Annotated in this window: 14 protein-coding genes; 6 read left to right on the forward strand and 8 right to left on the reverse strand. The window is 69.5% G+C overall.

What is annotated here, in order from left to right; translation table 11 throughout:
• Positions 1-266: 266 nt before the first annotated feature.
• The 4 genes from ABD357_RS14615 to ABD357_RS14630 all read right to left on the reverse strand — a co-directional run bounded on the left by ABD357_RS14615 (position 267) and on the right by ABD357_RS14630 (position 4380).
• Positions 267-1697, reverse strand: a complete 1431-nt coding sequence (locus ABD357_RS14615) for a 2-oxo acid dehydrogenase subunit E2 (RefSeq protein ID WP_344390350.1) — start codon at positions 1695-1697, stop codon at positions 267-269.
• A gap of 4 nt (positions 1698-1701) precedes the next feature.
• A complete protein-coding gene (locus tag ABD357_RS14620; protein ID WP_344390351.1) occupies positions 1702-2727 on the reverse strand; it encodes an alpha-ketoacid dehydrogenase subunit beta in 1026 nt (341 codons plus the stop codon).
• 5 nt (positions 2728-2732) lie between these two features.
• Positions 2733-3743, reverse strand: a complete 1011-nt coding sequence (locus tag ABD357_RS14625; RefSeq protein WP_344390352.1) for a thiamine pyrophosphate-dependent dehydrogenase E1 component subunit alpha — start codon at positions 3741-3743, stop codon at positions 2733-2735.
• 118 nt (positions 3744-3861) lie between these two features.
• A complete protein-coding gene (locus tag ABD357_RS14630) occupies positions 3862-4380 on the reverse strand; it encodes a VOC family protein (protein ID WP_344390353.1) in 519 nt (172 codons plus the stop codon).
• A gap of 246 nt (positions 4381-4626) precedes the next feature.
• Here ABD357_RS14630 and ABD357_RS14635 point away from each other — a divergent pair, with 246 nt between their 5' ends.
• The 4 genes from ABD357_RS14635 to ABD357_RS14650 all read left to right on the forward strand — a co-directional run bounded on the left by ABD357_RS14635 (position 4627) and on the right by ABD357_RS14650 (position 8884).
• Positions 4627-5892, forward strand: a complete 1266-nt coding sequence (locus ABD357_RS14635) for an aromatic ring-hydroxylating oxygenase subunit alpha (RefSeq protein ID WP_344390354.1) — start codon at positions 4627-4629, stop codon at positions 5890-5892.
• On the forward strand, positions 5889-6713 hold the full coding sequence (locus ABD357_RS14640) for an SDR family NAD(P)-dependent oxidoreductase (protein ID WP_344390355.1): 825 nt from the start codon (positions 5889-5891) through the stop codon (positions 6711-6713). Before ABD357_RS14635 ends, ABD357_RS14640 begins: the two co-directional genes overlap by 4 nt.
• Complete coding sequence (locus tag ABD357_RS14645; RefSeq protein ID WP_344390356.1) at positions 6710-8482, forward strand: PEP-utilizing enzyme; 1773 nt, start codon at positions 6710-6712, stop codon at positions 8480-8482. The genes ABD357_RS14640 and ABD357_RS14645 overlap by 4 nt, the downstream gene beginning before the upstream one ends.
• Before the next feature lie 87 nt (positions 8483-8569).
• On the forward strand, positions 8570-8884 hold the full coding sequence (locus ABD357_RS14650; RefSeq protein WP_344390357.1) for a putative quinol monooxygenase: 315 nt from the start codon (positions 8570-8572) through the stop codon (positions 8882-8884).
• 100 nt (positions 8885-8984) lie between these two features.
• Here ABD357_RS14650 and ABD357_RS14655 read toward each other — a convergent pair whose 3' ends face one another.
• From ABD357_RS14655 to ABD357_RS14670, 4 genes are read right to left on the reverse strand one after another with little or no spacing between them, the layout of a single operon-like run.
• A complete protein-coding gene (locus ABD357_RS14655) occupies positions 8985-10049 on the reverse strand; it encodes an NADP-dependent oxidoreductase (RefSeq protein WP_344390358.1) in 1065 nt (354 codons plus the stop codon).
• A 4-nt stretch (positions 10050-10053) separates the two neighbouring features.
• Positions 10054-10269 (reverse strand): transposase, encoded by a 216-nt coding sequence (locus tag ABD357_RS14660; protein ID WP_344390360.1) that lies wholly within the window; start codon positions 10267-10269, stop codon positions 10054-10056.
• Between the two features lie 5 nt (positions 10270-10274).
• Positions 10275-10616, reverse strand: a complete 342-nt coding sequence (locus ABD357_RS14665; protein ID WP_344390362.1) for a 2Fe-2S iron-sulfur cluster-binding protein — start codon at positions 10614-10616, stop codon at positions 10275-10277.
• Positions 10601-12007 (reverse strand): aromatic ring-hydroxylating oxygenase subunit alpha, encoded by a 1407-nt coding sequence (locus ABD357_RS14670; protein ID WP_344390364.1) that lies wholly within the window; start codon positions 12005-12007, stop codon positions 10601-10603. The genes ABD357_RS14665 and ABD357_RS14670 overlap by 16 nt, the downstream gene beginning before the upstream one ends.
• Before the next feature lie 337 nt (positions 12008-12344).
• On the opposite strand from ABD357_RS14670, the gene ABD357_RS14675 reads away from it, so the two are divergent.
• Complete coding sequence (locus tag ABD357_RS14675; protein WP_344390365.1) at positions 12345-13487, forward strand: sugar ABC transporter substrate-binding protein; 1143 nt, start codon at positions 12345-12347, stop codon at positions 13485-13487.
• Between the two features lie 57 nt (positions 13488-13544).
• Positions 13545-15143, forward strand: coding sequence for a sugar ABC transporter ATP-binding protein (locus tag ABD357_RS14680; protein WP_344390367.1), 1599 nt, complete (start codon positions 13545-13547; stop codon positions 15141-15143).
• Positions 15144-15151: the final 8 nt, after the last annotated feature.

Genomic DNA, 15151 nt, shown 5'->3' on the forward strand with positions numbered 1-15151 from the left:
GAGAGCCGTACGCAGTTGCTGGAGGAACTCGTACGGCTCACCCGCAAGGCCCGTGAGTCGGTCTCCGACGCGGAGGCCGCCGTCATCGCTCTGGGCCTGCTGTCGCTGCTGGAGACCTCGGCGATCTCGCAGGTCCGCGGGGACGACGTCTACCGCTCGCTCGGGCACCGCTCCTTCGTCCGCGAGGTCGGCCGCCTCGCCGAGCGGATCGCCGACCCGGCGGCGGCCGAATAGCCCTCGGACCATGATCAGCTCTCCGCCCAGGATCAGACCAGCAGCCGGAGCGGCTTGCGCAGCAACTCACCGACCGTGCGCAGATACTCGGCCGCCGGTGCCCCGTCGACGGCACGGTGGTCGAAGGTGAGGCTCAGGGTGAGCACCTGCGTCCGCAGCGGCCGGTCGTCCACCCACTCGACGCCGTCTCTGAGCCTGCCCACGCCGAGGATGGCGACATTGCCGGGGTTGATCACGGGGGTGAAGAAGTCGACGCCGTATCCGCCCAGCGAGGTGACGACGAAGGTGGCGCCTTCCAACTGGGCCGGAGAGATCCGCCCCTCGCGCGCCGCCTCGGCCAGGGTTCGCGACAGGCGGGCGATCTCGGGCAAGGGCATCAGCACCGCGTCCTCGATCACGGGGACCATCAGGCCGCCCGGAACGGCCACCGCGAAACCGAGGTGGATGTCGCCGAGCAGATGGATGCCGTCCTCCCGCACCGTCGCGTTGAGCAGCGGGTGCTCGCGCAGAGCCAGTGCGGCGGCCTTGAGCAGGAAGTCGTTGAAGCTGGGGACGGGCAGATCGCTGTCGGCCCATTCCTCCTTGAGCCGGGCCCGCAAGGACACGACGGCGTCCATCCGCACCTCATAGCCGTGCGTCAGCTGCGCCATCTCCTGGAGGCTGGCGTGCATCCGGCGGGCGATGGTGCCGCGCATTCCGGTCAGGGGGAGGACGTCTCCCGGTTGGGGTGCGGCACTGCGGCGGACGGCCGCTGTTGCGGGCGCCGGTTCGGTCGCCGTGGGGACGGCGTCGAGGTCGGACCTGCGGACCCGGCCGCCGAGCCCGGTGCCGGTCACCTCGGACAGGTCGATGCCCCGCTCCTTCGCCAGCCGGCGTACCAGCGGGGAGACGGGGACGACGGAGTCGCCGGGCAGAACGGAGGTTGCCGGTGCCGTCGGTGCCGCCGGAGAGGCGGCAGCGGCGGCGAGGAAGTCCTCCACGTCCTCGGAGACGATCCGGCCGCCGGGCCCGGTGCCGTGTACGACGGTGATGTCGACGACGGCCTCGGCCGCCACCCGCCGGGCGTTCGGGGAGGCCAGGAGGCGGCCCCCGGAGCCGTTCGGCGCGGCGCTGCCATTGAGGGAGAGCGCGCCGGAGGATGCGTCCACAGCCGTGGGCGGCGCAGCCGTACCCGTGGCCCCGGATTCGGCGGGCATCGGCGAACCGGCCAGGTCCGACGGATGCTCGCCCTCGGCCAGCAGCCAGCCGATGAGCGCCCCGACGGGGAGTGTCGTACCGGCCGGGACCATGGGATGGAACATTCCCCCGGCCTCCGCCTCGACATCCACGTCGACCTTGTCGGTGGCCAGCCGCAGCAGTGCGTCGCCCTCCGAGACAGCGGCTCCGGTGGGCACGAGCCACTCGTCGATCGTGCCTTCCTGCATCGTCAGGCCAAGCTTCGGCAGGAGAACCTCGACGGCCACTTCGTCACGACCTTTCGAGGAGGCGGCGGCAGCCCTGCGCGATGCGGCCGCGGTCGGGGACGTACGCCTTCTCCAGCACCGGAGAGAACGGCACGGGGGAGAAGGGGGCGCCGATGCGCAGGATCGGCGCGTCCAGATAATCGAAGGCCGCGTCCTGGATCTGGGCGGCGATCTCCGCGCCGAGTCCGCCGAAGGTGACGGCCTCGTGGACCACGAGGGCCCGGTTGGTGCGGCGGACGGAGGCGATCATGGTCTCGGTGTCCAGGGGCTGGACGGTCCGGGGGTCGATCACCTCGATCTCGATGCCCTCGGCGGCGAGTTCGTCGGCTGCCGCGAGTGCCTCGCCCACCATGCGGCCCAGTGCGATGACGGTGACGTCGGAGCCCTGACGTGCGGTGTGGGCCTGCCCGAGCGGGATCCCGTAGATCGGTTCGGGTACCTCGCCCTTGCTGCCCAGCAGGACCTTGTTGAGCATGACGACGACCGGGTTGTCGTCCCGGATCGCCGAGACCGTCAGGCCCTTGGCGGTGTACGCGTCGGACGGCATGACGACCTTGAGGCCGGGCACGTGGGCGAGCCAGGCCTCCAGGCTCTGGCTGTGCTGGGCGGCGGCGCCCAGGCCCGCGCCGGAGGCGGTGGTGATGGTGAGCGGCACGGAGAGGCCGCCGCCGAACATGTACTTCATCTTGGCGGCCTGGTTGACGATCTGGTCCAGGCAGACGCCGATGAAGTCCATGAACATCAGGTCGACGACGGGGCGCAGACCCCGGGCGGCGGCGCCCACGCCCAAGCCGACCAGCGCGGCCTCGGAGATAGGCGTGTCGATCATGCGGCGCGGGCCGAACTCGTCGAGCAGGTTGTCGAACATGCGGAAAACGCCGCCGTATCCGGCCACGTCCTCGCCGGCGACGAAGACGTTCTCGTCCTCGCGCATGGCCTGCGCCAGTCCTTCGTTGAAGGCCTTGACGTAGGTCAGTTTGCGGTCCGTGGCGTCCGGGGCGGCGGTGGGTGCTTCGGTGATGGTGGTCATGGCGGTCACCCCGAGTAGACGTTGAGCAGAAGGTCGGCGGTGTCGGGCAGCGGGCTGGCCTCGGCGTACGCGATGGCCTCGGCGATCGCGTCGCGGGTGCGCTGCCAGGTGTCGTCCAGCTCCGCGCGGGTGGCGGTGCCGTCGGCGAGGGCGCGGGCCTCCAGCAGGTCGATCGCGTCGCGGGCCTTCCACTCGTCGACCTCCTCCTGGGAGCGGTAAGGGTGACGCAGTCCCTTGACGCCCTGGTGGTCGTAGTAGCGGTAGGTCTTGGCCTCGATCATCATGGGGCCCTCACCCGCCCGGGCCCGTTCGACCGCCTCGGTGGCCGCGCGGTGGACGGCGACCGCGTCCATGCCGTCGACGATCACACTGGGCATGCCGTAGGCCGCGGCCCTGTCGGCGACATCGGTGATCAGCATGTGCTTCGACTGAGGCGTGAACTCGGCGTAGCCGTTGTTCTCGCAGATGAACAGCACCGGCAGGCGCAGGATGGCGGCCATGTTGGCGGCCTCGTGGAAGCTGCCGATGTTCGTGGCGCCGTCGCCGAAGAAGGTGACGGCGACGCTGTCCTCGCCTTTGTGCTGGGCGGCGAAGGCGGCCCCGACGGCGATCGGGATGCCGGCGCCCACGATGCCGTTCGCGCCGAGCATGCCGAGGCTGAGGTCGTTGATGTGCATGCTGCCGCCGCGTCCGAGGCAGGCTCCGGTGACCCGGCCGTACAACTCGGCGTACATGTGCCTGAAGCTGACGCCCTTGGCCACGGCGTGGCCGTGTCCCCGGTGGGTGGAGGTGATCTGGTCGTCGTCGCGGAGTGCCGCCATCACCCCCGCGGCCACGGCTTCCTGGCCGACGTACAGGTGCAGGAAGCCCGGCAGCTTGCCGGCCTCCATGAGTTTCCCGGCCTCGGTCTCGAAGAGCCGGATGCGCACCATGCGCTCGTGCAGGTCCCTGATGACCTGCGCGGATGCCTGGTGTGTGGCCTTCGCGGCCGACTTCCGCGGTGCCTTTTGAACCATCGTCCGCCCCTTCGCCCCGTTGCGAGGTTTCCAACCGATCGGACTTTCTAGTGCCGGTCTACAGTAACCAGCAGGGCGCACCTTACTGAAGAGGTTCTCTAATTACTATGGGCCGGGCTCAACCGGTCTCCCGGCTGCCGCCGCGCCGGTCCACCAGTTCGAGGACATTGCCCTCCGGATCCGCCCAGAAGCTGATCCGCCGGTCCCGCGCCACCGCGACGGTCGGGGACGACAGCGGCCGGGCGCCGGCGGCCGGCAGTGCTTCGACGACCGGCACTATGTCGTCGAAGTGGAAGGTGACATAGGACAAGCCGCGGCGTGCGGCCAGCGGTACGGCCGACGGCCTCGCGGCCGCGTCCGTATCCGCATCCGCATCCGCATCCGCCCGAAGTCGTATCAGCTTGATCCGGCCCCCGGACGGCACCTGAAGCCAGACGACCAACAGCGGCCCGCCCAAGCCGGCCGGGCCGCCGATCGCGTGCGGGATGTGCGAGTGGTGCACCGGGACGCAGCCGAGCATCTCGCGATAGAAGTGCTCCAGCACCTCCAGGTCACGCACCACGACGCCGACCTCGAAGGGCTGGGTCATCGCCACTCCTCGGGACGCCTGGGCCGGCTCGGCCATCTCGTCGGCCACTGGACTCCCTTCCGCCTGCTCGCCACCCGCACCCGTTCCCTCAGCTGGAGCCGATCCCTAGAAAGATCGAGTCGAGCCAGGGTTACCCTCGCAGCAGAAAGCGAAGATGACCTGGGGAATGTCGCACAACCAACTTCGGCACTTTCTATTGACACACAACACTAACTCCTGTTGTTGTGGCGGTCACAGCGGAGCTGTAGCACAGGAACCCTTCACCAGCTCGCGGCTGGGAGGATTGAGGACATCGTGGTCCAGATCTCACCGGAGACCCGAGCGGCAGGCGACGAGCGCCCCATGCCGCCCCCCGCCCCGGAATACCACTCATGGATCGGCCAGGACCGCTCCAGCGATGCCGCGGGCGTGGCGATGCGGCAGGATGCTGCCGACCTCGCCGAGCGTGTCATCGAGCACTACCGGAACAGCACGACGCATGAGGCCGAGGAGCAGTGGACGGAACCCGTCGACAACTACCTCGACGCCGACCGCTGGCTGCGGGAGATGGACGCCGTCCACCGGAGCGTCCCGCTGCCGCTCGCCATGTCGTCCGAGCTCCCAAAGCCCGGGACTTACAAGGCGCTGGACGTGCTGGGTGTCCCCATCCTGATCACCCGGGACCGCCAGGGCGCAGTCCACGCGATGATCAACGCCTGCCGGCACCGCGGCGCCGAACTCGTCGAGCCGGGCTGCGGCGTGGCGAAGCGGATCACCTGCCCGTACCACGCCTGGTCCTACGACCTGTCGGGGGAGCTGCGCGGCGTGTACGCCGAGAAGACCTTCGGCGACGTACCACGCGAGAAGCGCAGCCTGATCCAGCTGCCCGTCGGTGAGCGCGCCGGCATCGTCTTCGTATCGCTCGATCCGAACGCCGAGCACGACCTGGACGCCTGGCTGGGAGATCTGCAGCCACTGCTGGAGGGGCTCCGCTTCGCGGACTGCCACCACTACGCGACCCGAGAGCTGACCAGCCCGAACTGGAAGGTCACCCTCGACGGGTATCTGGAGACGTACCACTTCGCCTCGCTGCACACGAAGACGGTCTTCGAGACGAACTTCTCCAACATGATGGCCTACGACACGTGGGGGCCCCACCAGCGCCTCGGGGCGGCCCTGCGGCCTGTCGCCGACGTGGTGGATCTTCCTCCGGACAAGCGCGACCCCGGCGACGTCGTCGGCGCCATCTACTGGCTCTTCCCCGGCCTGGCCATCGCCGGTACGTGGCGCAACAAGATCGCCGTCTCCATCGTGATCCCCCGGACGGCCACCGAATCGGTGACCCAGCAGATCATCCTGCTGCGCGAGCCGGCCGTCACCGAGGAGGAGCGGCACGCCGCCGACCAGTTCGGCGAGTGGTTCTACGAGGTGGTCCGCGACGAGGACTACGCGACCACCTACGGAGTGCAGCGGGGCCTGAAGGCCCTCGCCGGGACCGACTTCGTCTTCGGACGCAACGAGCCCGGACTGCAGCACTTCCACCGCACCATCCACCGCCTCCTGGACGAAGCGTCCAGATGACGAACCCTCAGAAACCGCAGGAGAACAACATGGTGGCTACGGGCAGCCTCGACGGACGTGTCGCGGTGATCACGGGCAGCACGCGCAGTATCGGCCGCGCCATCGCCGAGGCCTTCTTGGCCGACGGAGCCACGGTCGTGCTCAGCGGCCGCTCCGAGACCAAGGGCAAGCAGGCCCTGGAAGAGCTCCAGGCCGGCGACAAGGCCGTCTTCCACGCCTGTGACTCGAGCCGCCAGTCGGACATCGAGGCACTGGTCGACTGGACGGTCGAGCGCTTCGGCCGACTGGACGTCATGGTCAACAACGTCGGAGGCACCGAGGGCTTCGCCCCGGTCCACGAGCTGAGCGACGAGGCGTGGCACAAGGCGCTCGACCTCAACCTCAACGCCTACTTCTACGGCACCCGTCGTGCGCTGAAGCCCATGCTGGAAGGCGGCTGGGGCCGGGTCATCAACATCTCCTCGGTCGAGGGCAAGCAGGCCAACAAGCCCGCGATCAGCCACTACATCACCAACAAGCACGCCATCCACGGTCTGACCAAGGCGACCGCCTTCGAGTACGGCACCATGGGCATCACCTGCAACGCGATCTGCCCCGGCGCCGTCGACACCGACCTGATGAGGGCCGCCGGGCCGGCCGCGGCCGAGGCCGAGGGCATCTCGTACGAGGAGTGGCTGGGCCGGTTCGCCGAGCACGCCGCCACCAAGAAGATCACCACCGTGGAGCAGATCGCGAGCGTCGCCTCGCTGCTCGCGAGCGACGCCGGCGCGGGCATCACGGGCACGATGATCAGCGTCGACGGCGGAACGTCCCAGTGGTGAGCGGAGGAACGGACGGCGGGAGCCCCATCGCCATGAAGCACTGGATCACCGACTGGCAGCGCAGCGAGCGCCTGCCCCACTACACCCGGGCCAACGCGGGCGAAACCCTGCCGGAGCCGGCCAGCCCGCTGGGCTGGAGCCTGGTCTGGGGGCGCGGCCTGCAGGGCTGGCGCCGCGGTTTCGTCGAGTTCGGCATCTACCGCGGGGACGAGATCAGCGGCCCCCGCCCTCCGTTCGTCGGAATCTTCGGCGGTTACTTCTACCTCAACCTGTCGCACCTGCGGCTGTTCGGCATCCGCATGGGGCAGACCGCGGACCAGATCGACACCGCCTTCGTGGGCCAGCGCTCCGACACACCGGTGTACGTGCCGCACCCCGACGACCAGGATGCGGAACTGACGGCCAAGGCCACAGCGACGCTGCAGGGGATGCTCGGTCAGGCCGGCTACCCGGAAGGCGATGCCGACCATGAGCGGCTGCGCCGGATCAGGCGCGAGCGGCCCGACCTGGCATCCCTGTCCGACATCGAGTTGGTGGCGTACGCCCGCTCGTTGCTGGACGACGTGGAGACGACCTTCCAACGGCATGTCGAATCCTCGCTGCCCGCGTCCGTCGGACCGGCGATCCTCGGACCGCTGTGCGCGAGCGTCGACCGTCCCGGCGTGATGCTCGACCTCATCGGCGGGCTGGGCGGCGTCGACTCCGCCTCTCCGGCGACCGGCCTGTGGACGCTGTCCCGTCAGGTGGCGGCCTCGGCGGAGCTGACGGCTCTGTTCGACCGGGGACCGGCCGCGGTGGAGCAGGCCCTCGAAGGGGCGACCGGCGACGTCAAGGCGTTCCGTGACTCCTTCGACGAGTTCCTGGCCGAGTCCGGCGACCGCGGCCCCAACGAGTGGGACATCCACGCGCTGTCCTGGGAGGCGGCGCCGGTCCAGGCGCTGGCCCTGGTCGACCGGATCCGGCACAGTTCCGACGACAACTCCCCGGCCGCGCGTCACCGCAGGCTGACCGAGCGCCGCGAACAACTCGCGACGGAGATCCGAGCGGCCCTCCCCGAGGACACGCGGCCGATGTTCGACGCCGGCATGCACGCTTCCCAGGTGTGGATCCCGGCACGTGAGCGGACCAAGGCCAACTGTGTGACCGTCATCAACGAAATTCGCATGACGGTAAGGGAGTTGGGTCGTCGCGGGGTCGAGGCGGGACGCTTCGCCGAGCCCGAGGACGTGATGATGCTGCTGGACACGGAGCTCGACGACTATGTCGCCGACCCGGGTGGCTTCGGGCCCGTCATCGCCCAGCGGCTTCAGGAGTATGCGGGGCTGCGCGAGCTGGAACCGCCGTTCTTCGTCGCACAGGACGCACAGACCGAGATCGACGGCTGGCCGCGGCGCAGCGAGGAGGGCGTCGCGACCGCGGACGAGGGCGATGTGCTGACGGGCGTCGGCGGAAGCCACGGCACGTACACCGGCAGGGTGCGGGTGGTCACCGACCCGGCCTCGTGCGAGGCGCTGGAGCCGGGCGAGGTGCTGGTGGCGCCGATCACGGATGCGGCCTGGACCCCGCTGTTCCTCGTGGCAGGAGCAGCTGTCGTGGACGTGGGCGCGCTCAACAGCCACGCCGTCGTGGTCTGTCGCGAACTCGGCATCCCGGCCGTCATCTCCGTCGAGGGCGGTACGCGGCGGCTGCGGGACGGCATGGTGATCACGGTCGACGGCGAGAAGGGCACGGTCACCGTGGACGGCGTCCCGGCGGCACTCGGCATCTGAGCAACCATGGGCCCGTCGCTCCTTCCTGACAGAGGGGCGGCGGGCCCACGGTCATGAGCCATGACCGTGGAAGGGGAAAGGACCACCGTGTCAGAGGAAATCATCGTCGCCGGCTGGATGGACTACGAGCCCGCGGACCGCGACACGATGCTCGGGCACCTCGTCGAAGTCGGGAAGCGCACCCGTGAGGAAGAGCCCGGCTGCCTGGACTACGCCATGACCGCGGACCCCACGGACGACCGCCGGATCCGGGTGTTCGAGCGGTGGGTGTCCCAGCAGGCCCTCGACGAACACTTCACCACCGCGCACATCAAGGACTTCCGGGCGGCGGTGACCGGATTGACCCGGTTGGGGGTCTCCATGGAGATCTTCAGCATCGGGGCGTCACGTTCCATGCGATAGGCGTACGGGTACGGAAGAGGGGCGTCAGCCGCGGATGTCGCGGCCGGCGCCCCCTTGAACCACGTACGCGTCGAACTCCGTACGAGTCGTACGCGTCGAACTACGCGCGGCCGTACGGATCGTCGCCCAGCCGTACCAGCATCTTGCCGGTGTTGCCGCCGCCCAGCAGGGACAGCAGGGCACCCGCGGCGTTGTCCAGGCCGTCCACCACCGTCTCGCGCGCGGTGATCCGGCCCGAACGGAGCCAGTCGGCCACACGATGCTCGAACTCCGGCCGTAGGTCCTCGTGGTCGCGGACGATGAAACCGCGCAGGGTCAGCCGCTTGAGCACCGCCTGGATCAACTGGTTGATGTCGGCCGACCGCTGGCTGGTGTCGGCGGACCGCCGCTCCCCGCCGAACTGCGACATCATGCCGCACAGGGCGACCCGGCCACCGGTCCGCAACGCGTGCAGGGCGGCGGCCAGTTGCTCCCCGCCCACGTTGTCGAAGTAGACGTCGACGCCGTCGGGCGCCATCCGGGCCAGCGCCTCGCGCACCGGCTCGGCGCGGTAGTCCGCGGCGTCGTCGTAGCCGAACTCCTTCACCAGCAGGGCGCATTTGTCCGGCCCTCCGGCGGTCCCGACGACCCGCTCCGCGCCCAGCAGCCGGGCGAACTGCCCGGCGGCACTGCCCACGGCCCCGGCCGCCGCCGACACGAAGATGGCGTCGCCGGGCCGCAGCGCGGCGATCCGGGCCAGTCCGACGTACGCGGTGAAGCCGGTCTGCCCGAGCAGCCCCAACCAGGTGGGCAGCGGTGCGAGTTCGGGGTCGATACGACCGGCGCCATCGGTGTCCGCGGCGTCGACAACAGCGCGCTCCCGCCAGCCCAGCTGGTGGCGCACATACGCACCCGCCGGCACGGAGGCGCAGCGGCTCTCCTCCACGACGCCCAGCGCCCGGCCGTCCAGTGGCGATCCGGGCGTGAAGTTGTGCGTGTAGTGCTTCTCGGTGCTCTCCAGCCGCCCGCGCATGGACGGGTCGACGCTCATGTACAGGTTGCGGACGAGCAGTTGTCCCTCGCCGAGGGACGGCAGCGGGCGCTCCTCGACGGCGAAGTCACCGGGGACCGGTTCTCCGTCGGGCCGGCGCAAGAGACAGACCACCCGGGTCGTACGGGGTGTCACGGGGTCACTCCTCCGGCTGCTCGGCAACGCGCCGCTGGGCGAGGCGGCCCACCCAGCCGGCCATCTGGAGGTCGGCATGGCGCAGCTCGCCCGACTGCCAACGGGCCTGGAAGTCAAAGATGCCCCGTGCTCCGGACTTCGGGTCGGTCACCTCGACCAGACCGTCCTCGGTGAGCCGGTACACATGCCCGGTCAGCGGATGGATCACTTGCTTGGACATGGGGCTCACTCCTGCACTCGGCGGCGCACGCCGCGCTTGGTCACGGTCACCGGGCCCTCGACCCGGAGCCGGCAGGCGAGCCGGGTCAGGCCGTCCACGGGTTTGCGCAGGGCTTCGATGCCCTCGCGTTCCAGCGGGTCCACGGGGGAACAGTTCTCGGTGCCCTCCTCGACCGCCACGAAGCACGTACGGCAGGTGCCCTTGCCGCCGCAGACGGTGGGCCAGCGGTATCCGAGCCGCTGGGCGGCGCTGAACAGGTCTTCCCCGTCGAGCACTTCGAGTTCGACGCCGGAGGGCCTGACCGACACACGATGGCCCGCCACACGGTGGGTCACGTGTTCATCCACCGGTCGAGCGTCTGGTTGAAGTGACGGATGCGGCTCTCCTGGTAGTTGGCCAGGGTGATGCCCGGCTTGCGCATCGCCTTCAGTCCCTGCTGGACGTAGGGGAGGTTCTCGCAGTCCTGGTCGAAGACGGGCCCGAGGACACCGAGTTCGGGGATGTCCGCGAAGAGCATGTCCTCCGGCACCCAGCGAATCTTGGCCGGGGGCGGCATCTCGCCGGGCTTCTTCGGGGCCGACATGAAGATGATCTCGGCGGTGCAGGAGTTGGGGTCGAGACCGTTGGGCCTGAACCGGTAGATGATGTTGGACTTGGCGCCGCCCCAGGGGTTGAAGTTGGGGAACAGCAAGTAGTTGATGGCGTCCAACAGTTCGGTGTCGGCGGTCTGGGAGAAGTCCTGGGTCGAGGTGGCCGCCAGTTGTGCGCGCATCCGCTCGGCGAGGACCTGGCGGGCGGTGCCGCCGGCCGGGATCGCCGGCATTTCGTCCCCCTCCTGCATCACCAGGTCACGGCCCTGGGCCGCCGCGTAGAACGCACGCGAGTCGTAGAACGTCTCCAGTACGTCCTCCTCCGTGACGGAGTCCGCCACATGGGGACTGGGGGCACCCTGGATGTTGATCATGCGGTTCCAGTTGGGCTGGTCCGCCATGACGTCGTACTGCGAGTTGGCGTCCGCCAGCCACGGCAGCATCTGCGGGTGGGTGGCGATCACATGGAAGGACTCGATGAACGCGTCCTGGGCGACCTTCCAGTTGCAGGGCAGCACCTTGGCGATGTGCAGCGACTTGTAGCGGTCCTCCAGCGGCCAGATGTAGTACTCGTCGAAGGTGCCGCGATAGCTCTCGAAGGACTCCGCGTACGGGTCCATGTTGATGAAGACGAAGCCGCGCCAGGTGGCCACCTGGGCCTCGGGGAGTGCGAACTTCTCCGGGGTGACGTGTGGGAAGTCCCAGGCGCAGGGCGGAGTCTGCATGGTTCCGTCGAGGTTCCAGGCGAAACCGTGGAACGAGCAGCGGAACTCGCCGACGTTGCCGCCACTGGTGCGCAGCTTGCGGCCACGGTGCAGACACACGTTGACGTACGCGCGGATCTCGTCGGGGGCCGTCCGTACGACGATCAGCGAGTCGTCGCCGATCTCGTAGACCTCGTGGTCGCCGACCTCCGGAATCTCGCTCTCCAGGCAGGCGAACTGCCACACGCGCCGCCACACCTGCCGCATCTCGCGTTCCGCCCATTCGCGGGAGACGAAGCGAGCGGAGTCGATGTCCTCGCTGCCGATGTAGTCGTTCCTGTCATGCCTCAGGGCGGCGGGAACGGGGCGGCTGTCCTGGTCGAGGTAGTCCTGGACGCTGGGCCCGGGGCACCGCGCGGTGACCGACTCCGACGTTTCGTCCATCATCTCTCCTCTGGCAGAAACTTTAGAGTGAGTGTAGTTAGCAGGTGCGGCCGGGAGCAACACTCGCGACGCTGTCCGGATCCCGCATCGGCCGAGGTTGTCGAGGAAAAGTCCCGTACTGGCTTGAATTTGTGGTGACGAACCTCTCCCCAAGGCTGCCGGGGCGTGTCACACTCCGACGCACTTGAGGCTGTAGTGCCTCATAAGTTTCTTGGCCTGAGCGGAGTTGCGCCGCCCTGGCCGCAGTGCCGCGCGGTCACGCCGGCGGCCCGCGCCGTACCCCACGACGGCGGTTCACGCAGCCTTCTCGACCCTTCATGCGTGGGAGTACTCAACGATGAGTTCCAGACCCCGTAGCGCGGTTCGCCGCGCCCTCACCGCGATCGTCCCCGTCACCGCACTGCTGACGCTCTCCGCGTGCGGCGGCGGTGCCACTCCGGCCGCCGAATCGAAGCCGGAGGCGGCGTCCGACTCCCCCGGCCTGACCGCGGCCTCGAAGGCCATGGAGCAGTACACCCAGCGCCCGGCCAAGATCCCCGTCACCGAGCCGGTGGGCAAGGAGATCCCCAAGGGCAAGAAGATCGATTTCATCCTGTGTGGCGTCCAGTCCTGCAAGGACCTGGCCGACTACTTCACCGCCGGAGCGAAGGAGCTCGGCTGGGAGGTCAAGCAGATCCCCACCCAGGGCACTCCGGAGTCCGTGCAGGCCGCCTACGAACAAGCGCTGCGTGACAAGCCGGACGCCGTCGTCGCCTCCGGGTTCCCGCGCGCGGTGTACGCCAAGCAGCTGGCGCAACTGAAGAAGGCCGGCATCCCTGTCTTCCAGTCGAACGCCGACGACGTGGTGGGCGACGGCATCTCCCTGCTGAAGAACGGGCCGGCGGACGTAGACGTCCAGGGCACGATGATCGCCTCGTGGGTCGTGTCGAACAGCGGCGCGAAGGCCGACACCGTCTACTTCGACCTGCCCGCGTACACGATCCTCAAGCCCGTCAGGGACGGGTTCGAGACGAAGTACCGCGAGTGGTGCGAGGGCTGCGGGCTGGACACCGTCGACGTGCCGATCACTGCGATCGGCAAGGACATGCCGGACCGGGTGGTGTCGTACCTCCGCTCGCACCCGAAGGTGACCCACGTCGTCTTCTCACTGGGTCTGCTCAACGTGGGCGTCCCGGCCGCGCTGAAGACCGCCGGAATCAACAGCAAGCGCATCATCGTCAACGTCGGCGACGCACAGAGCTACCAGTACATCGAGGGCGGTCTCACCGACGCCGCCATGGCCCTGAACACGTACGAGACCGCCTGGATCCAGGTCGACGCGCTGGCCCGCCACTTCACCGGCCAGTCCATGAAGGTGGACCAGAACGCGGATCTGCCCAACATGCTGATCACCAAGGAGAACCTGCCGTCCGCCGACGGCGACTTCCCGCTCGTCGAGGACTACAAGCAGCAGTTCAAGGCGCTCTGGGGCCTGAGTTGACCGGCACGGCCCGCCGCCGGCGCCGTGCCGGCGGCGGCATCCACGGATGGAGGAGCGGTGAACGCTGACACCTCGACGCAGACGTCGCACGGGCGGCACGCCGGGACGGCGGAGGTGGACCGCCCGGTCCTACGGGTGGAGGGGCTGTCGAAGCGATTCGGCGGAACCCAGGCGCTGAAGGACGTGGACCTCGAGATCGCCCACGGCGAGATCCACGCGCTGATCGGGCCCAACGGTTCCGGCAAATCCACCCTCATCAAGATCCTCGCCGGATATCACCACGCCGAGCCCGGAGCGGTCGCCGCACTCGACGGCGAGCCGTTCGAGCTGGGCCATGTCACCGGTTCGCGGCACGACCGGCTCCGATTCGTCCACCAGGAACTGGGACTGGTGGAGGAGCTGAGCGCCACGGACAATCTCGCGCTCAGCCGCGGCTTCGCCCGTACGGCGTTCGGCAACATCCGCTGGCCGGAGATGGAACGGCGGACGACCGCACTGGTCGAGCGGTTCGGCCTCGGCATCGACGTACGCCGGCCGCTGGCCACGGCCACCCCCGTCCAGCGCGCGGTGGTGGCCATCGCCGCCGCGCTGCAGGGCTGGGAGGGCCGGCGCGGCGTGCTGGTACTCGACGAGCCGACCGCCGTGCTGCCGCCGGGCGAGGTGGCCCGCCTCTTCCAGATCGTGCGGGAGATCCGCGACGCGGGTGCCGGCGTGCTGTACGTCTCGCACCGCACGGACGAGATCTTCGCGCTCGCCGACCGGGTCACCGTGATCCGCGGCGGACGCCGGATCGCCACCCGCCGGGTCGCTGAGCTCACTCCCCGGTCACTGGCGGAGCTGATGGCCGGTCAGGAGGTCGAGAATGACCACCGGCCGCAGCCGCCCTCCGGCGCCGTCGGCGGGACCGGCAGGTTCGGCGAGAGGGGCGAGGCCGCGCTGGAGGTCAGAGATCTGTGGGTCGGCCCGCTGCGCGGCGTCGGCTTCGACCTGGCCAGGGGCGAGCGGCTGGGCATCACGGGCCTGGTCGGCTCCGGCCACGAGGCAGTGCCGTACGCGGTGTGCGGGGCCTGGACCGGACCGGTGCGCGGCCGGGTGCGGATACCGGAACGCTCCCCACGGTGGGTCGACGCGCGGGACGCCGGCGGACTCGGCATCCCCCTGGTGCCCGCCGACCGGGCGACCGAAGGGGTGGTCGGCGACTTCTCGGTCGCGGAGAACCTGACCCTCCCCCTGCTCGACCGGCTCCGCGCCCGCCTGGGCCGACTGCACCGGGGGCGGGAGGGCGCCCTCGTCGAGGAATGGATCCGGCGCGTGGACGTGCGTACGGCCGGACGCGGGGCCCCGATCACCACGCTCAGCGGCGGCAACCAGCAGAAGGTCGTCATGGCCCGCTGTCTGGCCCAGCGCCCGCCGGTGCTGGTGCTGTGCGAACCGACGGCGGGCGTCGACGTCGCGACCCGGCAGCAGCTGTACGAGCTGATCGAACGTCAGGCGGGCGACGGCATGGGGGTGATCGTGTCCTCGTCCGACACGGAGGACCTGCTCACGCTGTGCACCCGCGTCCTGGTGGTACGGGACGGCCGCATCGTGCGGGAGATCAGCGGCCGGGACGTCACCGAGCCCGCGCTCGTGCACGCCATGGAAGGAACCGAGTGAGAAGGAAC

The organism is Streptomyces vastus (assembly GCF_039532825.1).
Classification (GTDB): Bacteria; Actinomycetota; Actinomycetes; order Streptomycetales; family Streptomycetaceae; genus Streptomyces; species Streptomyces vastus.

Bases quoted from the DNA above. Each gene is read 5' to 3' on its own strand.
- ABD357_RS14620 (WP_344390351.1), bottom strand. From the start codon at position 2,727: ATGACCACCATCACCGAAGCACCCACCGCCGCCCCGGACGCCACGGAC.
- ABD357_RS14675 (WP_344390365.1), top strand. From the start codon at position 12,345: ATGAGTTCCAGACCCCGTAGCGCGGTTCGCCGCGCCCTCACCGCGATC.
- ABD357_RS14640 (WP_344390355.1), top strand. From the start codon at position 5,889: ATGACGAACCCTCAGAAACCGCAGGAGAACAACATGGTGGCTACGGGC.
- ABD357_RS14625 (WP_344390352.1), bottom strand. From the start codon at position 3,743: ATGGTTCAAAAGGCACCGCGGAAGTCGGCCGCGAAGGCCACACACCAG.
- ABD357_RS14660 (WP_344390360.1), bottom strand. From the start codon at position 10,269: ATGTCCAAGCAAGTGATCCATCCGCTGACCGGGCATGTGTACCGGCTC.
- ABD357_RS14670 (WP_344390364.1), bottom strand. From the start codon at position 12,007: ATGGACGAAACGTCGGAGTCGGTCACCGCGCGGTGCCCCGGGCCCAGC.